The 26,432-nt window shown below is 71.5% G+C and carries 15 protein-coding genes; 5 read left to right on the top strand and 10 right to left on the bottom strand.

The window, feature by feature from the left end:
- Positions 1-71: 71 nt before the first annotated feature.
- The 4 genes from PJ985_RS18095 to PJ985_RS18080 form a co-directional block, all read right to left on the bottom strand.
- The gene (locus tag PJ985_RS18095) at positions 72-779 is read right to left on the bottom strand and encodes a hypothetical protein (protein WP_271684859.1); all 708 of its coding nucleotides are present in this window, start codon (positions 777-779) and stop codon (positions 72-74) included.
- A 337-nt stretch (positions 780-1,116) separates the two neighbouring features.
- Entirely contained in the window at positions 1,117-2,223 is a 1,107-nt protein-coding gene (prfB, locus tag PJ985_RS18090; RefSeq protein WP_271684858.1) for a peptide chain release factor 2, read from the bottom strand.
- A gap of 66 nt (positions 2,224-2,289) precedes the next feature.
- Positions 2,290-3,522, bottom strand: a complete 1,233-nt coding sequence (locus tag PJ985_RS18085) for a serine/threonine-protein kinase (RefSeq protein WP_271684857.1) — start codon at positions 3,520-3,522, stop codon at positions 2,290-2,292.
- Positions 3,523-3,636: 114 nt separating this feature from the next.
- Positions 3,637-5,304, bottom strand: a complete 1,668-nt coding sequence (locus tag PJ985_RS18080) for a serine/threonine-protein kinase (RefSeq protein WP_271684856.1) — start codon at positions 5,302-5,304, stop codon at positions 3,637-3,639.
- Positions 5,305-5,636: 332 nt separating this feature from the next.
- On the opposite strand from PJ985_RS18080, the gene PJ985_RS18075 reads away from it, so the two are divergent.
- The 3 genes from PJ985_RS18075 to PJ985_RS18065 all read left to right on the top strand — a co-directional run bounded on the left by PJ985_RS18075 (position 5,637) and on the right by PJ985_RS18065 (position 11,872).
- Positions 5,637-8,426, top strand: a complete 2,790-nt coding sequence (locus PJ985_RS18075; RefSeq protein WP_271684855.1) for an FHA domain-containing protein — start codon at positions 5,637-5,639, stop codon at positions 8,424-8,426.
- Positions 8,427-8,531: 105 nt separating this feature from the next.
- Positions 8,532-9,473: an FkbM family methyltransferase gene (locus tag PJ985_RS18070; protein ID WP_271684854.1), complete on the top strand. Its 942-nt coding sequence runs from the start codon at positions 8,532-8,534 to the stop codon at positions 9,471-9,473.
- 563 nt (positions 9,474-10,036) lie between these two features.
- Entirely contained in the window at positions 10,037-11,872 is a 1,836-nt protein-coding gene (locus tag PJ985_RS18065) for a stealth family protein (RefSeq protein ID WP_271684853.1), read from the top strand.
- 85 nt (positions 11,873-11,957) lie between these two features.
- Here the strand turns inward: PJ985_RS18065 and uppS are convergent, their stop codons facing one another.
- The 4 genes from uppS to PJ985_RS18045 all read right to left on the bottom strand — a co-directional run bounded on the left by uppS (position 11,958) and on the right by PJ985_RS18045 (position 20,779).
- On the bottom strand, positions 11,958-13,823 hold the full coding sequence (uppS, locus tag PJ985_RS18060; RefSeq protein WP_271684852.1) for a polyprenyl diphosphate synthase: 1,866 nt from the start codon (positions 13,821-13,823) through the stop codon (positions 11,958-11,960).
- Between the two features lie 287 nt (positions 13,824-14,110).
- Positions 14,111-19,240, bottom strand: a complete 5,130-nt coding sequence (locus PJ985_RS18055) for an NAD-glutamate dehydrogenase (protein WP_271684851.1) — start codon at positions 19,238-19,240, stop codon at positions 14,111-14,113.
- Positions 19,241-19,490: 250 nt separating this feature from the next.
- Positions 19,491-20,204 (bottom strand): HAD family hydrolase, encoded by a 714-nt coding sequence (locus PJ985_RS18050; protein ID WP_271684850.1) that lies wholly within the window; start codon positions 20,202-20,204, stop codon positions 19,491-19,493.
- A 68-nt stretch (positions 20,205-20,272) separates the two neighbouring features.
- Positions 20,273-20,779: a DUF6912 family protein gene (locus tag PJ985_RS18045; protein ID WP_271684849.1), complete on the bottom strand. Its 507-nt coding sequence runs from the start codon at positions 20,777-20,779 to the stop codon at positions 20,273-20,275.
- 99 nt (positions 20,780-20,878) lie between these two features.
- On the opposite strand from PJ985_RS18045, the gene PJ985_RS18040 reads away from it, so the two are divergent.
- Positions 20,879-21,331 (top strand): Rv3235 family protein, encoded by a 453-nt coding sequence (locus PJ985_RS18040; RefSeq protein WP_271684848.1) that lies wholly within the window; start codon positions 20,879-20,881, stop codon positions 21,329-21,331.
- A 55-nt stretch (positions 21,332-21,386) separates the two neighbouring features.
- Here PJ985_RS18040 and secA read toward each other — a convergent pair whose 3' ends face one another.
- The gene (secA, locus tag PJ985_RS18035) at positions 21,387-24,230 is read right to left on the bottom strand and encodes a preprotein translocase subunit SecA (protein ID WP_271684847.1); all 2,844 of its coding nucleotides are present in this window, start codon (positions 24,228-24,230) and stop codon (positions 21,387-21,389) included.
- Positions 24,231-24,371: 141 nt separating this feature from the next.
- Here secA and PJ985_RS18030 point away from each other — a divergent pair, with 141 nt between their 5' ends.
- Entirely contained in the window at positions 24,372-25,565 is a 1,194-nt protein-coding gene (locus PJ985_RS18030; protein WP_271684846.1) for a winged helix-turn-helix domain-containing protein, read from the top strand.
- Positions 25,566-25,613: 48 nt separating this feature from the next.
- Here the strand turns inward: PJ985_RS18030 and PJ985_RS18025 are convergent, their stop codons facing one another.
- Positions 25,614-26,357: a response regulator gene (locus PJ985_RS18025; RefSeq protein ID WP_443033515.1), complete on the bottom strand. Its 744-nt coding sequence runs from the start codon at positions 26,355-26,357 to the stop codon at positions 25,614-25,616.
- Positions 26,358-26,432 lie beyond the last annotated feature (75 nt).

Genomic DNA, 26,432 nt, shown 5'->3' with positions numbered 1-26,432 from the left:
GTCCCACCGGACGGCCGGAGGGGCCGGGAGCAGCGTGCCGCTCCCGGCCCCTCCGAGGGTGTGCACTGCCGTCAGGCGGCTGCGGCACCCTTGTTGATCACCTTCGGCAGGTACCGGAAGGCCACACCGCCCGCAACCATGGTCGCGGCACCGATCAGCAGCAGACCGTTGCCGTCGGCACCCGTCTCGGCGAGCTCCTCGCGAGGCTCACCGGCCTCCGCCGCCGGCGGAGCGACCTCCTCGGTCAGCTCCTCGCTCGGGGTGTCCTGCTCGATCCCCTGCAGGCTGCCGCCCACGGACTGCCCCTGAGCCGCAGTCCCGCCGTTGTCACCGTTGTTGCCGTTGGAGCCGTTGCCGGTCCCACCCTCGGTGGTCACGCCCTCGGGCCCGCCGCCGGTGGCACCCTCGTCGCCGCCGCCGGTGGCACCCTCGTCGCCACCGCCGGTCGCACCCTCGTCGCCACCGCCGGTCGCACCCTCGTCACCGCCGCCGGTCGCACCCTCATCGCCACCGCCGGTCGCACCCTCGTCACCGCCGCCGGTCGCACCCTCATCGCCACCGCCGGTCGTGCCGTCGTCGCCACCGCCGGTCGTGCCGTCGTTGTCACCCTCGTCGTCACAGTCGTCGAGAAGCGGGTTGCAGTCCTCCACGGGAGGCGTCGGGTCCCCGGCGCCCCCGTCCGCCTGAGCCACGCCGGCGACGGCGAGCGAGGCGCCGGCCGCGAAGAGCGCACCCGCGGCGACCCGCGCCACGTTGGTGCGCATCCTGGTACTGGCCATGTATTCACTACCCCCTGTAGCTGTGTGTTGTCGCCGAGGCCGAACGTCGGCGACAAGTCATTGGGGGGCACACCTGAGGGCAGCGACGGATGCCGGGTTTCTGAGCGATGTCCGCCCGCCCCCGCGCGCATCGCACCCCAGTGCACAGGCATGCCACGCGAGCAGCTTTCCCCTTCGGCACACACCCGTCAAGTCGGTACTTGCGCCAACAGCCCGTGTGCGTAAGGCATCAGACGTTCCTTCACCGGACTCCCGCAGGAAGGACAGGCCGTGCACACCTCCCGGTGTTCACCGGCGAGTGGCGAAGTCCACAAAGCCTACGGAGCGCCGTGGACGGCTACTTCTCCTGCTGCATGCGCCAGCGGATACCGGCCTCGAGGAAGTCGTCGATGTCACCGTCGAGAACACCCTGCGGGTTGCCGACCTCGTGATCCGTGCGGAGGTCCTTGACCATCTGGTATGGCTGCAGGACGTAGGAACGCATCTGATTGCCCCAGGAGTTGCCGCCGTCCCCCTTGAGCGCGTCCATCTTCGCCTGCTCCTGCGCCCGCTTGTGGGCCAGCAGCCGGGACTGCATGACACGCATCGCCGCGGCGCGGTTCTGGATCTGCGACTTCTCGTTCTGGCAGGAAACCACGATGCCGGTGGGAATGTGCGTCATCCGGACCGCGGAGTCGGTGGTGTTGACCGACTGGCCGCCGGGACCGGAGGAACGGAACACATCGATGCGGAGCTCATTCTCCGGGATGTCGATGTGGTCGGTCTGCTCCACCACCGGAAGCACCTCGACGCCCGCGAAGGACGTCTGCCGCCGTCCCTGGTTGTCGAAGGGAGAGATCCGCACCATGCGGTGGGTGCCCTGCTCCACGGACAGCGTGCCGTAGGCGTACGGCGTCTTGACCGTGAACGTGGTCGACTTGATCCCCGCCTCTTCCGCGTAGGAAGTGTCGAGCACCTCCGTCGGGTATCCCTTGCGCTCGGCCCAGCGCAGGTACATGCGCTGCAACTGCTCAGCGAAGTCGGCGGCGTCCACACCACCGGCCTCGGCCCGGATGCTGACCATCGCCTCACGCACGTCGTACGGCCCGGAGAGGAGGGTGCGCACCTCCAGAGCGCCCATGGACTTCTTGATGGACTGCAGCTCCGCCTCGGCCTCGCCACGGGTGTCCGCGTCGTTCTCGCTCTCGGCCAGCTCGAACATCACCTCGAGGTCGTCGATCCGGCTCCGCAACTCCTCGACCTTGCGCACCTGGCCCTGGAGCAGGGCCAGCCTGCTGGTCACCTGCTGGGCGTTCTCCACGTCGTCCCACAGTGAGGGGGACGCCGCCTGCGCCTCGAGCACGGCGATATCCGCCCTCAGCTTGTCCAGATCGAGGACGGCCCCGATCGACTCGAGGGTGGAGGTGAGGGACTTCAGCTCTTCGGATACATCGACGACTGCCACGTCACCAGCGTAACGGCTGACCGGCCCCCTCAGGCCCTCGCCCCGTCGGCACTCCGTCCCGCAGCGCTACGGCTGCGCCGGTTCCTCCGTCACCGGGCCGTCGGGCCCGCCACCGCGGTCGTCGTCGCCGGTGAGGATCAGCCAGCCCCCTCCTGCCAGGGTGGCCGCGAGGACCGCCGTGGTGATCGTCGTCGCCAGCCGGCGGCGGCGCTCCGAAGCACTGTGCCGGGCCGATCCCGCGCGTCGTTGGCCCGGGGAACGCGGGAGGCGGGCGGTGCCGTGGGCGCCGCCGGCCAGCTCGTCGGCGTCCGGGACGCGCATCCGGGTGTGGGTGGCCCGCTCCGAGTCCGGCGCGGCGCCACGGACCAGCGGGACCGCGGCCCGCGGGCCCTCTCCGGGCCCGGCGGTGGACGGTGCGGGCTCCTCCGCGGGTGTCCGGTCCGTCTCGGACACCGGGTCGCCTATGTTCAGCGACGGCAGTCCTTCCAGCGCCGGAAGCAGTTCCCGCAGCCGGGACGCCAGCTCCGGCGCGCGGAGCCGGGACGCGGGGGACTTCGCCAGACACTGCTGGATGAGCTCCCACAGGTCGCGCGGCAGCCCCGGAAGCTCGGCAGCGGTCTCGGTGACCTGCCGGCGGAGCACCGCGCCGAAGTGGCCGCCGCCGAACGGGGTGAAGCCCGCCAGCAGCTCGTACAGCACGGTGGCCAGGGCGTAGATGTCCACCGGGGCACGGGACGGCAGCCCTTCGATGATCTCGGGGGCCATGTAGTCGGGAGTGCCGACGACGCCGCCGGTGCCGCCGTGCCGCGGCTCGTCGATCAGCTGGGCGACCCCGAAGTCGGTCAGCAGCGCCGACGGGGTCCGGCTCGTGGTGTCGAGCAGGATGTTCTCCGGCTTGACGTCCCGGTGCACGATGCCGGCCGCGTGCGCGACGGCGAGAGCGCCGGCCACCTGGGCGACCAGGGCCACGGCATCCCGGGGAGCGAGCCGCCGTTCCCGGTCCAGATGGGTCCGAAGGTCGGGGCCACGGACAAGATCGACGACCAGGGCCAGGCTCCCGGCATCGCCTTCGGTGATCACCAGATCGCGCACGGCCACGATGTGCGGATGCTCCAGCCCGAGGAGAGTGTGGCGTTCATGAGCGAAGCGCTCGACGAGCTCGGTGTCCGCGGCGAGGTCCTCACGCAGGACCTTGATGGCGACGGGACCCTCGGGGCCCTCGCCGAGCCACACCGTTCCGGCACTGCCGCGACCGAGGACGCGGTGAGCGGTGTAGTGGCTGCCGATGTTGCGTGCCATGGCGTGAGGCTACGACGCCTGCCGGGCGAGCACGGGACACACCGCCCGTTTCCTCCCCGTTCGGGTGGATCGCCGCAGCAAAAACCCCTCCTGGATGTCGATAAATCCCCGAGATCAGCTGTTCTGGAAAGGCTCCACGTTGTACCGGGCCGCGTCGGCGGACCCCGCCCACTCCCTGACCGTTTCGAACCACCCCTTGGCCGCTTCCCAGAAGCCCTGCCCCTCAGCGATCCAGTCGGCCAGCGGGGTGAAGTTCCACACCAGGACGACGACGATCACCAGTACCAGCAGCATGAACAGGCAGCCCTTGAGGCAGCCGAGGCCGGGAATGCGCATGGGATTGGGGTTGCGGGGCCTCGGCTCCCGGCGCTGCCGCGGGGCGGGAGGCTGCTGAGGCGGCGGCTGCCGGGGGCCGGGCTGCGGCCGCTCGTACTGCTGCTGCTGCGGGTAGCCGTAGTCCTCCTGGCCGTACGCCCGCCGGGCCGGCTGCGGTCCGCCGTAGCCCTGCTGTTCGGCGGCGCTGCGCCGCTGCGGCCGGCGCGGCTGCTGTTGCGGAGCGGGCTGCTGCGGGCGTTGCGGGGCGCGGTACAGCGGGTCCTGGACGGCGTCCATGGGCTGGATCATGGTCTGCTCGTTGCGGTCCCGGGCAGCCCGCATCTGGTCCTCCCAGGGGTGCGGCTCATCGGCTGCCGCCTGCCCATGGGCGGGCATCGCCCGGGTGGAGTCCGGCCGGCCGGTACCGGCCTGCGGCAGGACGCTGGTCGCCGCGTTCGGGTCCGTTGCACCGGAAGGGCCGCCGGGCAGGGCCTCGGTCGGGTCCGCCGACCCGGCGGGCCCGAGACCGCTGCCCGCGACCCGGACGGGGCGTGCGTCGGGGATCAGCAGAGCGGCGACGCCGACCGCGGCGGAACGCTGCTCCGGGTCGGCCCGGTCGCTCAGCCCGGCACCCACGGTGCGCAGCGCCCGCGCCAGGCTGACGGCACCGGGCCGTTCCTCCGGGCGCTTCCGCAGGCAGTACTCGATGACGGTCCACAGCGGGTCCGGCACACCCTCGGGCTGCCGGACCTGCTCGCTGAGGTGCCGCTGGAGGACTTCCAGTGCGCTCCCGCCTCGGAACGGCGGGCGCCCGGTGACCAGCTCGTAGAGCAGAATGCCGGTGCCGTAGATGTCGACCGCGGACGTCTGCGGGCGGCCCTCCGCGGACTCCGGGGCGACATAGGAGGGCGTGCCGACGAACTCGTGTGCCCGGGTCACACCCGGGGAGTCGGCCAGTCGGGCGATGCCGAAGTCGGTGAGCATGGGGCGCAGCGGCTCGTCCCGGCCGTCACCGGCGAGCAGGACGTTCGCCGGTTTGAGGTCGCGGTGGACGACCCCCTTGGCGTGCGCGGCGGCCAGCGCGTCCGCGATACCAGCCGTGATCAGGGCGGCCCCGACGGGGCCGAAGGGGCCGTTCTCGTGCAGGTACCGGTGCAGGTCGGGGCCGTCGACCAGGTCCATCACCAGGGCGAGCAGATCTCCCTCGACGACGAGGTCCCGGGTCCGCACGATGTTGTCGTCGGCGAGCCGCAACAGGACCGACCGCTCGCGCAGGAAGCGCATCACGACATCCGGGTCGTGCGCGAGCTCCTCCTTGAGCACCTTGATCGCGACCTGCTCACCCGGCTGTCCGGCCACGGACGCCTCGGCGCCGGCTGTCTCACGCTGACGCCCCCGCCACACGGTGCCGGTGGCTCCGCGGCCGAGCGGCTCTTCGAGCAGGTACTTGCTGCCGACCGGCCGCACGTGCGCTCCCTGGATCGTCGCTTCGTCATGGCGGGGCCGGCTCCGGAACGGGTGCCGAACAGGCACCGGGTTCCGGACACGGACAACGACCCCGTCGTCTCACTCTAATGCGGTAGAGCTGCCGACCGGTGCCTTCCGGTCGCGACCACGGCCGGCGACGGGGGCGCACCCCTGGTGGGAGGCCTCCGGGGTCGGTATTCAGCTAGCGGCACCGATCAGTTCTGGTCAGATGTGACCAATCATGATCACCCCGACCCGGGGCTGGGGTGCACTGTCCGCCGCGGGTGCGAGGATGCTCCCAGCATCAGCATCCGATGCGACCGGGAGGGCCGATGCAGATCAGGTTGACCGTTCTCGGTCCGCAGGGCGGTGACGGGGCCGACGTGGCGGTCAGCGCACCCGCGGACACTCCGCTCGCCGCGGTGGTGGGGGCCCTGGCGACCGCCGCGGTGCCGGGTTCGGGCCATCCCGGAGCTGTGTTCTGCGGCCTGCAGCGGGTCGATCCGCAGCGCAGCCTCCTCGGACACCCGCCCTTGGTGGACGGCGCGGTGCTGTCGTTCCAGCGGCCCTCGGAGACCGCGGAGCCCGGCCGCGCCCCGGCACGGCTGCTGGTACTCTCCGGCCCCGACGCGGGCGGTGTCCACCTGCTGCACGGCGGTGAGGTGAGGATCGGCCGCTCGGCCGACACCGAGGTCCCGCTCGACGACCCGGACGTTTCCCGGCTGCACTGCGTGCTGGCGATGACCCGGGACGGCGCCGTGACGGTCCGCGACCTGAACTCCACGAACGGCACGGCAGTGAACGGCGTGCCGGTCGGCGGCCGTCCGGTGCCCTTGCCGCCGGGATCCGTGCTGCGGGTGGGGGAATCGGTCCTTCAGCTCCTCAGCGACTCGACGAGCGGCCCGGCCTGCGCCGAAGGCGGCTCCGGCACCCGGGACGAGACCGAGGGCCGCAGCGGTGACGCGGTCGTTCCCGTGGTCGGCACCGACCGTGCCCAGCCTGTCGGCGAGGACGAGGGGACCGTGACCACGCGCCGGTTGCCACCACGGCCGGCGGCCGGGCCCACGGCCCCCGGGGCGCGGGGCCGGGCCGCGGGCCGCGGAAAGCTGACGGGCTGGGCGCGGCGGCTCGGCACGGGCGGCGAGCGGCCCCGGCAGCCGGCCGGTCCGGTGCCCGCCGAGCCCGCCCCGGCGGCAATTCTCCCGGAACCCGCACAGCAGTCTCCCTGGCCGGATCCGGCCACCCTGCTGCTGACCGCCCTGGAGTCCGGTCCCCGGCTCTGGGAACGCGACGCGAGCCACCGCGATGCCTTCACCGTGCGGCTGGGGACGGCGGAGCGCGTCGCCGGCCCCCTGGTCCCGATGACGGTCGGCTTCGCCGCGGTCGGCTCACTCGGCCTGGCCGGGCCACGCGACCGGCTCACCGGGCTGGCCCGTTCCGTCCTCGCCCAACTGGCCGCACTGCACCCGCCGAGCACCCTGGAGCTGGTGGTGCTGGCCCGGGACAGGGTGCGGGACTGGTCCTGGCTGGGCTGGCTGCCGCATCTGCAGCCGTCCCGCGGCCAGGACTGCCGGCTGCTGATGGCGTTCGACAGGGCACAGGCGGCGGCCCGGGTCCGGGAGCTGACGGACCGCCCGGCGCACAGCGCCACGCCGGGCCGCACCACCGTGGTCCTGGTCGACGGCGACCCGGGCGGCGCCGACCTGCGAGCAGCAGTCGCGCGGCTGGCCTCGGACGGGCCCGGGGCCGGCATCCACGTGCTCTGCCTGGCGGAGGCCCCGGCAGCCACCCCCGCCTCTCCGGTCGCCGAGACCCTGACCGCCGCCCGGTCCTCTTCCCCCGCCTTCGGGGCCTGCGGCACCGTGGGCCTGCTGACCGGAGAGGTCGCGACCACCGTGCGGCTGCTCCTCCCCGACGGCACACCGGGGCCCGCCGCGACCACGGATGCCGTTTCGCCGGCCTGGGCCGAGCGGTTCGCCCGGGCCCTCGCCCCACTCCGCGAGGAATCACCGGCTCAGGGCGTGGCCCCGGCTGTGGCCACGGTGCTTCCGGACAGCTGCCGACTGCTCGACGTCCTGGACCTCCCCCGGGTCACCCCGGGGGCGCTGCGGGAGCGCTGGACCCGTTCGGAAGGGCTGCCCGTCGTCCTGGGCGCCGGGACCGCCGGTCCGGTCACCGCGGACCTGACGGCCCTGCAGGAGCCCTTGCGGGTGTCCGGCGGCCCGAAGTCCGGAAAGACCGAGCTGCTGTGCTCCCTGGCGGCTTCGCTGGCCGCCGCCCGCGGGCCGCGGGAGCTGTCCCTGCTCCTGGTCGACGGCGCGGGCGACGGCCTGCGGCCGTGCGAGGAGCTTCCGCAGGTGGCCTCCTCGCTGCGGGCCACGGACCCGGTACGGATGCGGGCGTTCGCCCGGGCGCTGCGGGAGGAACTGCAACGCCGGGCCCGGTTGCTGGAGGGCGGATCCTTCGCGGAGCACGTGGCGGCCGGTGGGCTCACCGGCCCCGGGGCCGACCCGGTGGCCCCGGGGAATCCGGCGGGCACCGAGCCCTGCGGCACCGCGCCGGGCGACGGGCGGGTGATCGGCCCGCGGGCCGCGGCACACGACATCGGTTCCGGCGAGGCCGCCGACCCACCGCCGATGCGCACCGCGGGCAGTTGCCCGCTGCCCTTTCTGGTGGTCCTGGTCGATGACTTCGACATCCTGCTCGACCCGCCGCTCGGGGCGCCGGGCAGGCCGGCCGCCGGCTCCATGATGCGCGTCCTGCAGGCGGTGGCCGAGGAAGGTCACCGGCTGGGGGTCCGCCTGATCACCACCACCTCCCTCGCGGAAACCGACGCGGCGATACGCGTCGTCCTGTCCGGCCTGCCGGCCGGCCGCGCGGAGCTGTGCCACGCCGACGGCACCGCGACTCCTCTGCAGAGCGGCCGGGTGACCGGCCGGATCCCCCGGACCTCGACGCTGCGCCCCACTGTGGTGCCGCTCGACTGGTCCCGGGCGGGCGACCCGCCGACCCGGCGGCCGGTCCGGGAGCTCGGCAACGGGCCGACGGATGTGGCCCTGCTGGCGAGCGCCGCGGCCCGGGCCGGGCGCTCCGACGCGGCTGCCGCCGCATCCCTGGTCTGAGCGTCGCGTCCGCGTCACGCACGCGCCGTGGCGGTAACGTGTCGGCCCCTGTCCCCCACGGCGCGGTTGCCTGCCACTTCTGCGTCCGCGGAAGGATCACTGCCGATGGCTCTCTCCGTCACCTTGCCGAGGAAGCCGGCCGATCTGCGGTCGGCCGGCCACCACCCCCGCACCCTGGACGTGCTGAACGGGCAGCAGACCGCCGTCCAGCGGCAACTGCGGCGATCCGGCCTCGCCGGTTACGAACCCCTGACCCAGGCCACTCTGCTCGCGCTTGCCCACCGGGCTCCGTCCGGCACCGCGGTGTACGACGTCGGGGCGAACATCGGGCTGTACGCCGCTCTCATCGACGCGCTCACCGGAAACGAGGGGCCGTCGGTGTACGCCTTCGAACCGACTCCCGAAGTGGCCGAGACCGCCCGGCGGCTCCGTGAGGTGAACGGGCTCCACTACCGCGTGGTGGAGTCCGCGGTCGCGGACACGACCGGTACCGCCACGCTCCACCGTTCGCTGAAGTCGGAGAGCTCCAACTCGCTCAACCCGGCACACCGCGACTACCGGGAGTCCGTGCGGGTGCCGGTCACCACCCTCGACCTGTTCACCGCGGAACACGGTCTGACTCCGCATCTCGTCAAGATCGACGTGGAGACCTACGAGGCGCAGGTGCTGGACGGCGCGCTGCGGACCATCCGTGAGGCCCGGCCCTGGATCGTGTGCGAACTGCTGCCGAAGGCCGACCACACAGCCCTGCGCAGCACCCTGGCCACTGTCCTCGCGCTGGGCTACCACCTCTACCAGATCGAGCCCGGCACCCCGTGGCTGCCCAGCTCGGCCGAGGAGTACCGGGAGTTCGTCGGCCACCCGTGCCGGGACTGGCTGCTGGCGCCGCGCAAACTGACCCCGCCCTGGTACCGCGACATGCGGCAGTGGCTGATCGCCGTGCTCGCCTGTGACGAACGCACCAACCTCACCTCTGCCACGGAGCCCCTGCCCGCGTTCGACGGCTTCCCACGGACGGGCCCTGCCGGGCCGTCCTCCACCGCCTGAGCAAGCCGCGAACCCCCCGGCCAGGGACGGCACGGCAGCTCTGTCCGACGTTCCCGGGCGCCACCGCCCGGTTCCGCCACCCGGAGGCGGTCTGCCTGTACGGTCGTCATGGACGGCAGCCCGGAAGACCGCCGGAGGTCACCTTGCCGACGTGAGGACAGCAGACCCGACGGCGGTGCGGCCTCCAAGAGCGTGACGAAGAACATCAACTGATCGTTCTCAGCAGGGCATCGTCCGCGAACCCCAGGGATCCGGAGATCGTAAGGTAGCGGTATGCCCCACTTGATCACTGGCGGACCCGGGCTCACCGGGTTCCCCGCAATTTGCGCCACCGATGGCGGGCCACGGGGCGAGAACGTGCCACCCCGGCGCGTTTCCCCCGCACGGGCACAGGGCACTGCCACCCTCCGCGTCCGCTCCGGCCCGACCGGCACCCCACGCGCCTCCCGCGCCGCCGGCGAGGCCCCGGAGTACGCGGCCCGGCGCGACCCGCGCGACACCGCCGGCCCGGCCCCGGCCCGGCCGGCATCTGCTGCCCCACGGCAAGGAGGAGAGTCGGAGAAATGACCGCAAGCTCCGAGCACGACCGCATCACGGCCGAGTCCGGCCACCGCAATCCCGAAGTGTCCCTGCTGGTCTCGCTGTACCGGCGGACCGTGCCGACCTCGGCCCGCAGGGCCGTCGCGGGGCGGCTCTCCCCACAGCTGCGGGAATCGGTAAAGCGCTCGCTCGCCTCCAGCCAGGTGCTGTCGGAACGACTCGCAGACCGCCGTGCGGACCGCGCTCTGCGGCAGTTCCCGGCCCTTTTTTCCGGCCACGAGCGTCGGCTGGTACAGGTGAAGGGACACCCCAAGGCCGCCCATGTCCGGGAGTTCCCCTCGCCTCTGCAGGCACAGACCGAAGCCCTGCGCCTGGTCACCGCGACCCTCGCGGAGGCGGGGATCGACTACTTCTGTGTGCGGGGCACAGACGTGCGCACCGCGTCCGTCGGCGTTGCCGAGGCCGACCGGCGTGCCGCTCTGCGGGCCCTGGTGAAGCTCTGCGCCGAAACCGCCGGCTACATCGCGGTGCACCGGCGCAGGCTGCGGAAGGGACCGCGCCGCACCGTCCCCGGCAACTCCGCAGCCGCCAAGCGCCAACTGCCGCACACCGACATCGTCGATGTGCGCTGGTACTTCACCGACCACCGGGGCCAGGCGACGGTCGGTGAACGGTACGGCTGCACCCTGGAGTTCTGGCAGCCCACCGCGGCAGGGACGCTGGCAGCCCCCCGCCGGAACAAGTGCACCGAGGAGGTCGCCGCCGACACACCCCGGGTGCAGGTGCCGCTGACCCGTCTCACCCAGCTTCTGCCCGTGGACTCCGATTCCCCCGGTCAGGTGCAGACCCTCCCCGAGTTCGCCCAGCCCTTGACGGAGGACGTGTCGTTCCCCGTGGACGCGGTCTACACCTGGGTGGACGGGTCGGACCCGGCCTGGCTGCGGCGCCGCGCCGAGTACTCCGGCGAGACGTATCACGTGGAGGCGGCCAACGCCGCCCGCTACCTGAGCCGCGACGAACTGCGCTACTCCCTGCGCTCACTTCACCAGTACGCGCCCTGGATCCGGCACGTCTACCTGGTGACCGACGACCAGACCCCGGAGTGGCTGGACACCTCCCACCCCGGGATCACGGTGGTCAGTCACCAGGACATCTTCTCGGACGCCTCGCTGCTGCCCACGTTCAACTCGCACGCCATCGAGAGCCAGCTGCACCACATCGACGGCCTGGCGGAGCACTTTCTCTACCTGAACGACGATGTGTTCTTCGGCCAGCTCACGGTGCCGCAGAACTTCTTCCTCGGCAACGGCCTCACCCGGTTCTTCCTCTCCCGCGCACACATCCCGCACGGGCTGCCCTCACCCGACGACGTGCCGGTCTCGGTCGCGGGCAAGAACAACCGCGCCCTGCTGGAGCGGCGTTTCGGCACCGTCATCACGCAGAAGATGAAGCATGTGCCGCACGCCCTGCGGCGCAGCGTCCTCCACGAGATCGAGGAGGAGTTCAAGGACCGCCACCGGGCCACCGCGGCGAACCGCTTCCGTAACCTGGACGACCTCTCCGTCACGTCCTCACTCCACCACTACTACTCCTTCCTGACCGGCCGGGCGGTGTCGAGCGGCATCCGCTACGACTACTTCGACATGGCGCACCCGCACACCCCGACGAGGCTCGGACGCCTGCTCGCCGCCCGGAACCGGATGGTGTTCTGCCTGAACGACACGGTCTCGGACGAGGCCGATCTGGAGACTCAGCTGGCCGTGATGGACCCGTTCCTGCGGGCGTACTTTCCGTTCCCCAGCCCTTACGAGCGCACCGGGACGGCAACCGGGCAGGGTTCACCGCCCCCCGCCGCGTAGTGACATGTGCCGGGCCGGCCGGGGTTGCCCGTCAAGGGCGGGCAACCCCGGCCGGCCCGGCTCCGGGTGGTCACTCCGGCACGCGTCAGCGGCCGTGGTCCGGCTGGGCGCGCGAGGGCGGCCGGTGGTTCTCGGGAGAGGGGAGGGGGGCGGGGACTGCACCGTGGCGGCGTCGGCGGCGACCGTACTCGAGGACGGCCTGCCACAGGTCGCGCCGGTCGTTGTCCGGCCAGTAACCCGGGGTGAAGTACAGCTCCGCGTAGGAGGCCTGCCAGGGCAGGAAGTTGGACGTGCGCTGCTCGTTGCCGGTGCGCCACAGCAGGTCGACGTCCGGCATGTCGGGGTGGGGCAAGTACCGGGCGAAGTCGTCCTCCCCGAGGAGGTGAGGGCTCACTTCACCTTCACGGGCTGCCTGGGCGAGTGCTGCGGCGGCCCGGACGATCTCGTCGCGGCCGCCGTAGTCGACGCACAGAGTGAGTGTGAGCCCGGCGCCCCGGGTGTCGCGCTCTTCGCGCCGCAGGGCGTGGACGAGATCCTCGGGCAGTCTGTCGGAACGGCCGGACCACCGCTGGTGCACACCGAGCTTGCGGAAGACACCTCCGTCGAGCTCACGTCGGAGCGTCTCCAGAATCATGGTGACCTCCTCCGGGCCGCGTTGCCAGTTCTCGGTGGAGAACGCGTAGAGAGTCAGGTGACGCAGGCCGATTTCCAAGGCACCGTAAACCATCTCCCGGACGGCGGCGTTGCCGGCGCGGTGACCCTCGGGGCGGGGCAGCCCGCGCTGTTCGGCCCAGCGGCCGCTACCGTCCATGATGACCGCCACGTGCGCAGGCATCCGGTCGGCGGCCACCTGCGGTGGCCGGAATCCATCGGGGTGCGGTGGCGGCGGACACAACCCCTCGGAGTCGTCGGCTGCCCGGCTCGGATATGGCGGGACCACCACAGGTGGTCGGGGGCCCGGCACGGTCACCCGGGTCATGCTCCAGGCCATGGCTGCGCGGAGGCGGGCGGGCACCAGCACACGGGTGCGGGCCACCACGGAAAGGCGGGGAGCGCGTTGCAGCAGTGTGCAGCCGGCCGCTTCGACAGCGTCGAGTTGGGCGCGCATCAGTGCTCCCGCCGTGTCGAGGACGGTGGCAGCGCCGGGGTGCATTCCTCGCGTCATGGCTGGCCTGCTCAGCCGCCTGCGGGCCAGGGCCGTCAGCTCTGCGGTCAAGGCTGCCACCGCCGGGCTCCAACGCCTCTGCAGCAGGTCCGCCTCTGCGCCGGGGAAGCGCGCCAGGGCTTCCTGCGGCAGGATGAGGTGCCCCTCGGCGAGGTCGGCACTCAGGTCGGTGAGGACGTCAGTGAGCTGGGCACCGTCGATGAACTGTTCGTAATCGGCTACCCGGTCCAGGCGGAGCGTCATCGGGGCGCCAGCCTGTTCGAACAGCTGTCGTACCTGGTCGACCCAGGGCACCAGTTCCTCGTTGCACCGGGCCCGCCAAGCGGCCCAGTCGGTGCAGCGCAGACCGTGGGCATCGGATCGTGTGCTGGCCAACGCGCCCCGCAAGCCGGACAGGTCCAGACGCCACTGCCGGGCGGTGTCCACCAGAGCGTGCCGGACCGGATCCGTGCTCGTGCCCGCCGCAAGGTCGTGCGTCAGTGCCTCGGCCCACGCCTCGACGCGGGCCGCACGCTCCGCGGGCTCCCCCTCGTGAGCGTCTGCCAGATCGTCGACGACGCTGGCAGCCGCCCACAGGGCCCAGCACGCCGGGCGCAACACGGCCGGCATCAGCTGGATGAGGGCGTGGATCCCCGGATCATGCTGTCGTGCGGTGCGCCGGCACAGCCGGTACGCCGCACGCAGAGCGGGATCGTCGCCGATCAGCGAACGGACAGTGGCCCGACCCCGGCGTGTGTGCGTGACCGCACCCTGGTGCGCAAGGGTGAGCTGTGGTTTCGCACGCATACCCCGCCGCCCCTCCCTCCGTACGCCTGAACCCACCGCGGCTGGTATACCCAACGATCACGGCACGGAAAGGATGCGGGCCCGTACCGGCGGTTCGGCGCACGGGCCGGCCGGGCGGGGGGGAGGGGCAGCGGCGTCCCGGCTGCGGCAGCGCACGCAGGAGCCCACAGCACAGGGTCGATCAGGAGACCGGTCCGGTGAGCGGCCGTCACACCACAGCAGCGTGCACCGCTTCCTTCCGCGGTGCTCCGGGAAAGGAGCCGGGCAAGGAAGCGGTGCACGATCGTTCAGCGGTTGCTGCGCAGCAGGGTGCGCATGGTGCGCATCGCCACCGACAGGTTCGCCAGGTCGAAGCTGTCCGAGGACTGGATCTCCTGCAGGGTGGCGCGGGCCCGGCCCAGGATCGCCGCGTTCCGCTGGGCCCAGGCTGCGAAGCGGTCCTCCGGGCTGGCCTCGCTGTCCCCGGAGGACAGCACGTCCGCGGTGATCAGCTGGTGGGCCGCGTACAGGTCCTCCCGGATCGAGGTGCGCGCCATCGACTGCCAGCGGTCGGCCCGCGGCAGCTCACTGATCCGGTCCTGGAGCCGCGAGATACCCAGCTGATCGCCCAAGTGGTAGTACACCTCGGCGACGTCGAGCAGGTCGCGGCCGGTCCGGTCGGCGACCGCGACCACGTCCAGCGCGGGGAACGCCGACGAGAACCCAGCCACCTGCTGAGCGAGGTCCGCAGGTACTCCGGCCCCCACCAGTTCGTCGTGGATCCTGCTGTGCCATTCCAGGTCCTGCCCGCGCAGCAGCTTCGGGAGTTCGTTCCAGACCTGCGCCACCCGGTCGGAGAAGAGCTCGATGGTCTCGGCGAGCTGCAGCGGCTGCGGACGGTTGTTGAGCAGCCAGCGGGCCGCCCGCTCCACCATCCGACGGGAGTGCAGCCGAATCCTGGTCTGCACCGAGGCGCTGACCTGGTTGTCCAGCTGCTCCACGGTGTCCCAGACCGTGTGCAGGGTGAAGATCGCCCGTGCCGCCGTGTGCGCCCGGAGGATCTCCTCCGTGGAGGCACCGGATTCCTCCTTCATGCGGTGCACGAAGGACGAACCGGCCACGTTGATGGTGTCGTTGACGAGCAACGTGGTGATGATCTCCCGGCGCAGGGCGTGCTGGTCGATCCGGTCGGAGAAGCGCCCCCGCAGGGCACTGGGGAAGTAGACGTGCAGCAGCTGCCTGACGTAGGGGTCGTCGGGCAGGTCCGTGTCGATCAGCTCCTCGGTGACCACCAGCTTGGCGTAGGCGAGCAGTACGGCGAGCTCGGGCTGGGTCAGCCCTCCGCCGTCGTGCAGCCGTTCCCGGATCTCCTCGTCGTCGGGGAGAAACTCCAGGGTGCGGTTGAGCCGTCCGTCCGACTCGAACTGCTGGATCAGGCGCTGGTGGGCCAGCAGCAGGCCGGGGGCGGTGGCCACCGAGTTGGCCAGCACCACGTTCTGCGCGTAGTTGTTGCGCAGCACGATCGCGGAGACCTCGTCGGTCATGTCCGCCAGCAGCAGGTTCCGCTGCTTGACCGTCAGATCACCGGAAGCCACCGCCGAGTTGAGCAGGATCTTGATGTTCACCTCGTGGTCGGAGGTGTCCACCCCGGCGCTGTTGTCGATCGCGTCGGTGTTGCAGTGCCCGCCCTGCGCGGCGTACTCGATGCGGCCCAGCTGAGTCATGCCCAGGTTGCCGCCCTCCCCGATGACCCGGGCCCGCAGGTCCCGGCCGTCGATCCGGATGGCGTCGTTGGCCTTGTCCCCCACGTCGAGGTCGGTTTCGGCCGATGCCTTCACGTAGGTACCGATGCCGCCGTTCCACAGCAGGTCCACGGGTGCCTTCAGGACAGCGCGCATCAGCTCCGCCGGAGTCATCGACGGGATGTCGCCGGGGATGTCGAGGGCCGCGCGGACCTGCGGGGTGAGGGGGATGGACTTGGCACTGCGGAGGTGGACCCCGCCGCCCGGGGAGAGCAGCAAGCTGTCGTAGTCCGCCCAGGAGGAACGCGGCAGCTCGAAGAGCCGTCTCCGCTCGGCGTAGGAGACGGCGGCATCCGGGTCCGGGTCGAGGAAGATGTGCCGGTGGTCGAAGGCGGCGATCAGCCGGATGTGCTCCGACAGGAGCATTCCGTTGCCGAATACGTCCCCCGACATGTCCCCGACCCCGACGACGGTGAAGTCCTGGGTCTGGGTGTCGTGACCGAGCTCCCGGAAATGCCGTTTGACGGATTCCCACGCGCCCCGGGCGGTGATGCCCATGCCCTTGTGGTCGTAGCCGGCCGAACCTCCGGAGGCGAACGCGTCCTGCATCCAGTAGCCGTAGGACTCGGCGACCTCGTTGGCGATGTCGGAGAACGTCGCTGTGCCCTTGTCCGCGGCGACGACCAGGTAGGTGTCGTCCCCGTCGTGCCGCACGACGTCCCTCGGCGGGACGACCTCGCCGTCCACCAGATTGTCGGTGATGTCGAGCAGGCCGGAGATGAACGTCTTGTAGCAGGCGATGCCCTCGGCGAGCCAGGCGTCCCGCTCTGTTGCCGGGTTGGGCAGCCGCTTGCCGATGAAGCCGCCCTTGGCGCCGACGGGGACGATGACGGTGTTCTTCACTTCCTGCGCCTTCACCAGGCCGAGGATCTCGGTGCGGAAGTCCTCCCGCCGGTCGGACCAGCGCAGGCCGCCGCGGGCCACTTTGCCGAAGCGCAGGTGCACGCCCTCGACCCGCGGGGAGTACACCCAGATCTCGTAGGCGGGGCGGGGTTCGGGAAGGTCCGGGATCGCTTGCGGGTCGAACTTCAGCGACAGGTACGGGTGCGGGCGGTGGCCGGCGGGGGCCTGCCCGCGGGCCCGGCTCCCCTCGAGCGCGCGCCGGCTCCTGGTACCGCTGCGGAGCTCCGCGGTGCTCCGGCTGCGGACCTCTCCGGTCCGGCTGCTGCCGGAGTCGGGGGTGGTCTCCCCTCCCTCGGTGGGATCCTCCCTCTCGCTCTGGAAGTAATTGCTCCTCAGCGTGGCTTTGATAACGGTCAGGAAGGCCCGCAGGATGCGGTCCTCGTCCAGGTTGGAAACCTCCTCGAGGGCACCGTCGAGCTCCTCGAGCAGACCGTCGGTCAGCTCCCGGCCGGCCCCAGCGAGTTCCGGGGAGAGGCGCGCCTCGAAGAGCCTGACGAGCAGCCGGGTGGTGTGCACGTTCTTGCGGAGGGTGGCCTCCATGTTCTCGCGCGAGAACCTGGCCCCCGCCTGCCACAGGTACTTGGCATAGGCGCGGAGCACCATGGCCTGCCGCCAGGTGAGACCGGAGGACAGGACCAGGGCGTTGATGCCGTCGTTCTCCGCGGCCCCCGTCCAGGCGGCGGAGAAGGCGTCCTGGAAGCGCTCGCGCGCGTCGCCACCGAGGTTTCCGGCCAGCGACTCGGGGATGCGCAGGCCGAAGTCGTAGATCCAGGCACTGCTTCCGTCGCTGGGCCGCAGCTCGTAGGGGCGCTCGTCCACCACCTCGACGCCCAGGCAGTGCAGCACGGGAAGCACCGCGGAGAGCGACACCTGCTCACCGGTGCGGTAGATCTTGAAGCGGCGTTCGCCGTGCCCGGCACCCACCGGCTCGTACAGGCTCAGGGCGAAGGCGTGGCCCGCCTCGTCGGGCTCGAGCCCCAGGACGTACTGCAGGTCGGCGACCGCGGCCCGGGGCGGGAAGTCGGCCTTGTACCCCTCGGGGAAGGCGTGGTGGAAGCGGCGGCCGAGTTCGGCGGCCCGCTCCTCGCCGTACTCGGCGAGGAGCGCGTCGGAGAAGCCGTCGATCCAGGAGCGGGAGGCTTCCGCCAGCCGCGCCTCGATCCGTTCCACGTCCGCGTCGGTCAGCTCGGCCAGCTCGGTGCCGGGCTCGACCCGCACCACGAAGTGCAGGCGGGACAGCACCGACTCGGTGTTCCATGCGGTGAAGTCCACACTGGTGCCGTTGAGTTCCTCACGGAGGATGTCAATGAGCCGCAGCCGTACGGACGTGGTGTACCGGTCCCGCGGAAGGTAGACCAGCGCCGCGTAGTACCGCCCGTACTCGTCCTGCCGCAGGAACAGCCTGAGCCGGCGCCGCTCCTGGAGGTGCAGCACGGCGGTGACGATCGAGCGCAGTGTGCCGACCGAGGTCTGGAAGAGCTCGTCCCGGGGGTAGGTCTCCAGGATCTGCATCAGGTCACGGCCGCTGTGGCTGTCCGGCGCGAACCCGGCGGCGGACAGCACCTGGGCGACCTTGCGGCGGATGACCGGGACCCGGCGGACCGACTCGGTGTAGGCGGCGGAGGAGAACAGCCCGAGGAACCGGCGCTCCCCGATGACCTTGCCTTCCGCGTCGAACTTCTTCACCCCGATGTAGTCGAGGTAGGAAGGGCGGTGCACGGTGGCGCGGCTGTTGGCCTTGGTGAGGATCAGCAGCTTGGGCTCACGGGCCTTGGCCCGGGCCGCGGGGGACATCCGGCTGAAGGCGGAGGAGCCGGTGGAGCCGCTCTCCTCGTGGCCGGGGTAGGGGTAGTGGGTGGGATCGGAGCGCAGAATGCCCAGGCCGCTGCCCGGGACCGCGGTGAGCTGGTCGCGCTCCCCGCCGTTGTCCTCCCGGGTCAGCCGGTACTCGCGGTATCCGAGGAAGGTGAAGTGGTCCGCGGCCAGCCAGCGCAGCAGCTCCCGGGCCTCCTCGGTCTCCTGGTCACGTGCGGCGTCGCGGGTGGGGTTGCTGGACAGTTCGTCGGCGATCCGCAGAGCCGCACCCCGCATCTTGTGCCAGTCCTCGACGGACTCCCGGACGTCGGTGAGCACCCGGCGCAGGTCCGCCTCGATCCGCTCGTGGTCGGCCCGGTCGGTCTCCCGGTCGATCTCGACGTGGATCCAGGATTCGGTGAGGGCGTCCGGCGGGAGGTCGGCGGGGTCGTGCGTGGTCGCGGACTCGCCGTACGGGTCCCGTCCGGCGTCCAGGACCTCCAGCAGCCGCCCCGTGACGTCCCGGCGGACGATCACCTGCGGGTGGATGACGATGTGGATGCCGCGTTCCTTCCGGGACAGCTCGTTGGTCACGGAGTCGACCAGGAAGGGCATGTCGTCGGTGACGACTTCGACGACTGTGTGGCTGCACGTCCAGCCCATCTCGTCGACGGTCGGGGTGTAGACGCGGACGTTCGCGGTGCCCTGCGGCCGGTTGCCGGCCAGCCGGTAGTGCGCGAGAGCCGCGCCGTACACGTCGACCGGGTCCCGGCCGACGATGTCCTCGGGGGCCACGTACAGGTAGTAGCGCTGGAGGTACGTCTCGAGTGTGGCCGCGTCCATCCCGTGCGAGGGCTGACTCCCGGCCGAACCCTGGTCCGCCACGTGAGCGGCCTGGGCGAGCAGCTCGGCCTTGTCTTCGTCCAGCTTGCGGTGCATGTCCTCTTGGCTCCTGTCGCGCGCCGTTGCGTGACGTCGGGAAGGGTCGGGCAGCGCGTGTTCCGTCGTGCGCGGGCCCCTGGGCAGGTGTGATCAGCGGCAGGCCGCGGCCTCCGGCAGGAGCACCGCACAGAGGCGACGCTGCCTCGGCGACTGCACACGGATCACCGGGCCACCCTATCGCCGTTCCCCCTGCGGTGCATGCGCCCGGGGCCGGGCACTCCTCCTCCGGGCACACCGAAACACCTGGTCAGACAGGGTCTTCAGGGGTGCGGGCCGGAGGCCGGGGGCCGGCTCGGGCCACCAGCTCCGCGGCGGCCTCGACGGCGTCGGCGAGACTGTCGACCACCGGGACCCCGACTCGTTTCAGGCCTTGACGGCTGTGGGATCCCCCGGTGTAGAGGACCGCCTTCGCGCCCGCGTGGGCCGCCGCGGCGGCGTCGTCCGCCGCGTCGCCGATGACGACGGTACGGAGCCGGTCCACGTGCGGCATCGCGGCCAGATGACGGGCCATCTGCCGGGCCTTGCCGCGCAGCGGACCGGTCACCCCGGTGTCACCGTCGACCCGCTCGAAGTGACCGTCGAGGCCCAGCCTGCCGAGCCACGGGACCAGCCGCTCGTGCGGGGCGAGCGAGCACACCGACTGGGTGCCGCCCCCGGTCTTCCACGAGAGCAGCAGCTCCGCGGCTCCCTCGGCGAGCGCGGCGCGGTCGGCCCCTGCCCCGTAGTGCCGCCGGAAGGCAGCGTCCATCGCTTCCCATTCCTCGGCGGACGGCTGCCGTCCCAGCAGTTTCCCGTAGAAGCGCGGTACGGGAACGCAGTAGAGCTCCCGGTACTGCTCCAGTGTGAGCGGCGGCAGCCCGATCTCGGCACAGGAGGCGTTGGTCGCCTCCAGCACCACGTCGGTGTCGTGCAGCAGGGTGCCGTTCCAGTCCCAGACGATGTGCCCCGAGCGCGTGTCCATGGCCGGGACCGTAGCCTGCGGCCCGGACACCGGGGCCCTTGCGGCTCGGTCCGCGCCGGGCCGGGGGCTCACCGGAGAAGCTCCCCGATCTCCTGGACGGCGTACCACAGCAGCTCGTGGTCGGTGGCCCGGTCGACCACGAACCGGGCGTCCTCATCACCCCGGTCGGCAGCCTCCAGGGCATCCGCCGCCGCGGTGATGTCCGGCTCCGCCTCGGGGGCGTCCACGTGCACCGCCGCGACCCTCGCCAGAGGCACCGGCCGGGTGACGAGCACCTCACCTGCCGCATGGGCGTCCGGGCCCCGGCCGGAGTCGGCGGCCACGTCGGACTCCGCGACGTCGGCGGCCAGGACCACCCGGCGGGGGACGGCCTCCGGCTCGGCCACGAGCAGCCGCAGCGACATTCCGGCGGCCAGACCGAGCGCCGCGTACTCCAGCTCCTCCTCATCGCCCGGACCGCCCTGTCCCCGCAGGGCGGGCGGGACAGCACAGGCGCTGAGCGGAGCCGATCCGGTTTCCCCCCTCCGGTGCAGCTCTTCGAGCCCGGTCAGGGTGAGGGGGAGGTAGACACGCATGCCCGCCAGGATACGCCGCGCCGGTCTTGCCGGTGAGTGATCGGGTGACTACAATCCGCGCTTGTTACTAGTCAGTAGGACCTACTCGGGGACAGCGCCATGAGAACAACCGGTCAGCGCGGAACGCGCAACACCGCACCACCACGCCGCCAGGACCCCCGGCGTCCCGGCACCGCCGGAGCGAGAAACCGGGGCACCGTCCGGTTCGACCCCGCGAGGCCGCAGGCGTGGTTCGCCCAGCAGCTCATGCTGGTGCTCAGCGGCCAGAAACCCGTGCACGCCCTTCTCGGGCACGCCCGGGAACGGGCGTACGAGCAGCTCGGCCGGCTGGCACCGCTCGCCCCGCTGCGTCCGACCGGCCCCGACCGCACCGCCCCCGTCCTGCACCGGGTCGGAGCATGCCGGCCGGATCCGGGCGTCATCGAGGCTTTCGCCCGCATCCTCGCCGGGGGGCGCATGCGCGCGGTCGCCTTCCGGCTCGAACGCGGCCCGGAGGGACGATGGCGCTGCTGCGCGGTGGAGCTCGATGTCGCGCCGCAGTCCCCCCGCTGAACGCACCCCGGGCCCGGCCGGCATGCGCCGGCCGGGCCCGGGGGCCACCGCTGCCTCACTTCTTGCGGCGACGGCCGCCCTTCTGCGCGGCCTTGCGGCGCTCCGCACGGCTCATCCCGGAAGCGCCCGCCCCCGAGCGGGTACCGGTCCCGCCGTCGGAGCCGGCCAGCTCGCCCTCGACGACCCCGCCCTCACCGTCCACCGTCGGCGCGGAGAACCGCAGCCGGTCCGCGCGCTGGGGAGCATCCAGGCCCTTGGCGTGGATCTCGGGCCGTCCGCCCGCCCCTGCCGGCGCCGCGTCCTGCGGCTGCTTCGTCAGCTGCGGCCGTTCGGCCCCCTCCTCGACCTCGACCTCCTCGACCTTGCGGTCGACCTGCACCTCCAGGTTGAACAGGTAGCCGACGGACTCTTCCTTGATGCCCTCCATCATGGCGGTGAACATGTCGAAGCCCTCGCGCTGGAACTCCACCACCGGGTCCCGCTGCGCCATCGCGCGCAGACCGATGCCCTCCTGGAGGTAGTCCATCTCGTAGAGGTGCTCGCGCCACTTGCGGTCCAGCACGGACAGCACCACGCGGCGCTCCAGCTCCCGCATGACATCGGGGCCGAGCTCGGCCTCCCGGGCGTCGTACTGCCTGCCGACGTCCGCCTTGATGGCCTCCGCGATGAACTCCGGCGTCAGGCCCATCCGGTCGCCGCCGACCTCCTCCTCCAGCTGCTCCACGGTCACCTCGACCGGGTAGAGCTGCCGGAAAGCGCCCCACAGGCGCTCCATGTCCCACTCCTCGGCGAAGCCCTCCACCGTCTCGGCCTGCACGTAGGCGTCGATGGTGTCGTTCATGAAGAACCGGATCTGCTCGTGCAGGTCCTCGCCCTCCAGCACCCGGCGGCGCTCACCGTAGATGACCTCACGCTGCCGGTTCAGGACCTCGTCGTACTTCAGGACGTTCTTGCGGATCTCGAAGTTCTGCTGTTCGACCTGCCCCTGGGCGGACGCGATGGCGCGGGTGACCATCTTGTTCTCGATCGGGACATCGTCGGGGACGCTGGCCATCGACATCACGCGCTCGACCATCTGCGCCTTGAACAGCCGCATCAGGTCGTCACCCAGCGACAGATAGAACCTGGTCGCGCCCGGGTCGCCCTGCCGGCCGGAGCGGCCGCGCAGCTGGTTGTCGATCCGGCGCGACTCATGGCGCTCGGTACCCAGCACGTACAGCCCGCCGAGGTCCTTGACCTCCTGGAACTCGCTCTCCACAGCCTTCTCGGCACGCTCCAGCGCCGAGGGCAGAGCGGCAGCCCAGTCCTCCACGTGCTCGACCGGGTCGAGGCCCTTGGCCCGCAGCTCGTCCTCGGCGATCTCCTCGGGGTTCCCGCCGAGCTTGATGTCGGTGCCGCGGCCGGCCATGTTGGTGGCGACGGTGACCGCGCTCTTGCGCCCGGCCGCGGCGACGATCGACGCCTCACGCTCGTGGTTCTTGGCGTTCAGCACCTCGTGCCGCACCCCGCGCTTGTTCAGCTGCTGGGAGAGGTACTCCGATTTCTCCACCGAGGTGGTGCCGACCAGGACCGGCTGACCCCGCTCGTGCTTCTCGACGATGTCCTCGACGACCGCGTTGAACTTGGCAACCTCGGTGCGGAAGATGAGATCGGACCGGTCCACGCGGGCCAGCGGCCGGTGCGTGGGGATCGGCACCACACCGAGCTTGTAGATCTGGTGGAACTCGGCGGCCTCGGTCATGGCGGTACCGGTCATGCCGGAGAGCCGGCCGTACAGGCGGAAGTAGTTCTGCAGGGTGATCTTGGCGAGCGTCTGGTTCTCGTCCTTGATCTTCACCCCTTCCTTCGCCTCGATCGCCTGGTGCATGCCCTCGTTGTAGCGGCGGCCGGCCAGGATGCGCCCGGTGTGCTCGTCGACGATCACCACCTCGCCGTCGATCACGACGTAGTCCTTGTCCTTCTTGTAGAGCTCCTTGGCCTTGATCGCGTTGTTGAGGTATCCGACGAGCGGGGTGTTCACCGACTCGTAGAGATTGTCGATGCCCAGCCAGTCCTCGACCTTGCTCACGCCGGCGTCATGGATCGCGACGGTGCGCTTCTTCTCGTCGATGTCGTAGTCGCCGGTCTCCGGCTGCTGCTTGGTCGGCACGGCGGCCTCGCCCTTCTCCAGGCGCTTGACCAGCTTGGCGAAGTCGGCATACCACTTGGTCGCCTGGTCGGCGGGGCCGGAGATGATCAGCGGGGTGCGGGCCTCGTCGATGAGGATGGAGTCGACCTCATCGACCACCGCGAAGTTGTGTCCGCGCTGCACCAGCTCGTCCTTCGACCACGCCATGTTGTCGCGCAGGTAGTCGAAACCGAACTCGTTGTTGGTGCCGTAGGTGATGTCGCAGCGGTACTGCTCACGGCGCTGGGCCGGCGGCATGCCACCGGTGATGCAGCCGACCTCCAGGCCCAGGAAGCGGTGCACCCGGCCCATCCACTCGGAGTCACGCTGGGCGAGGTAGTCGTTGGTCGTGATCAGGTGCACGCCCTTGCCGGACAGCGCGTTCAGGTAGATGGGGAGCGTGCTGACGAGAGTCTTGCCCTCGCCGGTCTTCATCTCCGCCACGTACCCCATGTGCAGGGCCGCGCCACCCATCAGCTGCACGTCGTAGTGCCGCTGGCCGAGCACCCGCTTGGCGGCCTCACGGACCGTCGCGAAGGCTTCGGGCAGCAGGTCGTCGAGAGACTCCCCCTCCGCGAGGCGCTCGCGGTACTCGTCGGTGAGCGCACGCAGTTCCGCGTCGGTCAGATCCAGGAAGTCCTCTTCAATCGAATTCACCTGGTTGGCGACGCGGTGCAGTCGGCGCAGGATTTTTCCTTCGCCTGCACGCATGAGCTTGTTGAAGACGGACACGAGGGCTGGTCTCCTTGCCGGTCGGGCCTGGCACGGTCGGGTTGCGCGGGTGCGGCATCCCGTCGGGGCGGGCCCCACCGCACCGGCCATCGTATGCGAGGCCGGATGGCACTGTCAGTGGTCAGCCCTACGATCGCCGTCATGAATGTCGCAGAGTTGGCGCTGTCCGCCGATGAGGCCCGCCGTCTGGCCCTGCGTGCCCAAGGGCTGCTGGGAGCAGCGGACCGCCCGGCCGGGGTCCCGGGGATCCTCCGGCGGCTGGGAGCGGTGCAGCTCGACACGATCTCGGTGCTGGCCCGGTCCCACGAGCTCGTACCGTACGCCCGGCTCGGCGCGGTGGGCCGGGCGGCGGTGGAGTCCGCGTACTGGTCGGGCGGGCGGGCGTTCGAGTACTGGTCGCACGCGGCCTGCGTACTGCCCGTCGAGGAGTGGCCGCTGTTCGCCTTCCGCCGCCGCGCCCGGCGGGCCAGGGGCCACCGCTGGCACGTCCTGGCGGACTCCGGCCGGGCGTGCGCCGCGGTGCGGGAGCGGCTGGCCGCCGAAGGCCCGCTGACCGCCACGGAGCTGGGCGGAGCGAAGAAGGGCGGCCTCTGGTGGGACTGGTCGGAGACAAAGGTCGCGGTCGAGTGGCTGCTGGACACCGGTGAGGTGGTGTGCGCCGAGCGGCGCGGCTGGAAGCGGGTCTACGACCTCGCGGAGCGGGCTGTGCCGAGCGCCCTGCTGCACGACGACCTGAGCGACGCCGAGTGCACCCGGCAGCTCGTCACCCAGGCCGGGGCCGCGCTGGGGGTCGCCACCCGGGCCGACCTCGCCGACTACCACCGGCTCAAGGCCACTCAGGTGGAGGAGGTCATCGCCGGGACCGGCCTCGTCCCGGTGGAGGTCGAGGGCTGGGGGAAGCCGGCCTGGGCCGACCCCGCCGCGCTGGCCGCTCCCCCGCGTGGCAGGCACCGCACCACCTTGCTCTCCCCGTTCGACTCCCTCATCTGGGACCGGGCCCGCACCGAGCGGATCTTCGGCATGAGCCACCGGCTGGAGGCGTACACCCCCCGCGCGCGGCGCCGCTTCGGCTACTTCGCGATGCCGCTGCTCTCCGGCGGCCGGCTGCTCGGCCGGGTGGACCCGGCCCGGGAGGGCAGCACCCTGGTGGCCCGGCGCACCACCTTCGAGGGAGACCTCCGGAAAGCGTCCGCAGCAGTGCCGGCGATGGCCGAGGCACTGCACGAGGCAGCCGGCTGGGTCGGCTGCACCGAGGTGCGGGTGGAGCAGGTCTTCCCGTTGGAGACCCACGAGGAGCTGGTCCAGGCGGTCAAGCGGGGCCCAGGGCGCGGGTAGCCGCGTCCCCGGGCGCGCGGGGCCGGCTGACGGTGCCGGGTGGCACCGTCAGCCGGCCCCCAGGTCGAGGATCTTCTCCCGCATCGCGTAGACCACCGCTTCCATCCGGGAGTGCAGCTGGAGCTTCTCCAGGATGTTGCGCACGTGGTTCTTCACGGTGTTCTCGCTGATGTAGAGGTCCTTGGCGATGTCCCGGTTGTTCTTGCCCGTGGCCACCAGCTTCAGTACCTCCAGCTCGCGGTGGGTCAGCCGGGGCGCGGGCACCAGCCGTCGGTCGTCGGTGCGCTGGATCATCGACTTGAACTCGGTCAGCAGCTTCGCCGCCATGGACGGGCTGATCTGGGACTGCCCGTCCGCCACGGCCCGGATGGCGGCCGTCACCTCGTCGGTGGAGATCTCCTTCAGGAGATAGCCGGTGGCCCCGGCTTTGATCGCCTCGTAGAGGTCGGCCTCCTCGTCGCTGATGGTCAGCATGATGATGCGCGCGCTCGGCGCGACCTCCTTGAGCGAGGTGCATGCCTCGATACCGCCGCGCCGGGGCATCCGCACGTCCATCAGGACGATGTCGGGCAGCAGGTCCGCGGCCTTCTCCACGGCCTCCGCGCCGTCTCCTGCCTCGCCGACCACCTCGATGTCCGCCTCCTGGGCGAGGACAATCTCCAGACCGCGGCGGAAGAGCACGTGATCGTCCACCACCAGCACCCGGATCGGCTCCGCCCGCCCCCGGCAGGGCACCCGGTCGTCGCCGCCCGGCGCTCCCCGGGACATCGCGGGTCCGAAGCTGTCCATCATCGTTCCTCCCCCTGACGGCCGGTCCCGGCCGGGCCGGAGGGGCACAGGACTGCGGTCGGCCACGCCTCATGATTC

The organism is Streptomyces sp. ACA25 (assembly GCF_028200735.1).
Taxonomy (GTDB): Bacteria; Actinomycetota; Actinomycetes; order Streptomycetales; family Streptomycetaceae; genus Streptomyces.
Note: the sequence above shows the minus strand (reverse complement) of the source record. Positions and strands in the feature narration are given on the sequence as shown.

Coding starts and splice junctions, on each gene's coding strand:
- PJ985_RS18095 (WP_271684859.1), bottom strand. CDS start 779: ATGGCCAGTACCAGGATGCGCACCAACGTGGCGCGGGTCGCCGCGGGT.
- PJ985_RS18085 (WP_271684857.1), bottom strand. CDS start 3,522: ATGGCACGCAACATCGGCAGCCACTACACCGCTCACCGCGTCCTCGGT.
- PJ985_RS18075 (WP_271684855.1), top strand. CDS start 5,637: ATGCAGATCAGGTTGACCGTTCTCGGTCCGCAGGGCGGTGACGGGGCC.
- PJ985_RS18070 (WP_271684854.1), top strand. CDS start 8,532: ATGGCTCTCTCCGTCACCTTGCCGAGGAAGCCGGCCGATCTGCGGTCG.
- PJ985_RS18065 (WP_271684853.1), top strand. CDS start 10,037: ATGACCGCAAGCTCCGAGCACGACCGCATCACGGCCGAGTCCGGCCAC.
- uppS (WP_271684852.1), bottom strand. CDS start 13,823: ATGCGTGCGAAACCACAGCTCACCCTTGCGCACCAGGGTGCGGTCACG.
- PJ985_RS18055 (WP_271684851.1), bottom strand. CDS start 19,240: ATGCACCGCAAGCTGGACGAAGACAAGGCCGAGCTGCTCGCCCAGGCC.
- PJ985_RS18050 (WP_271684850.1), bottom strand. CDS start 20,204: ATGGACACGCGCTCGGGGCACATCGTCTGGGACTGGAACGGCACCCTG.
- PJ985_RS18045 (WP_271684849.1), bottom strand. CDS start 20,779: ATGCGTGTCTACCTCCCCCTCACCCTGACCGGGCTCGAAGAGCTGCAC.
- PJ985_RS18040 (WP_271684848.1), top strand. CDS start 20,879: ATGAGAACAACCGGTCAGCGCGGAACGCGCAACACCGCACCACCACGC.
- PJ985_RS18030 (WP_271684846.1), top strand. CDS start 24,372: ATGAATGTCGCAGAGTTGGCGCTGTCCGCCGATGAGGCCCGCCGTCTG.
- PJ985_RS18025 (WP_443033515.1), bottom strand. CDS start 26,357: ATGATGGACAGCTTCGGACCCGCGATGTCCCGGGGAGCGCCGGGCGGC.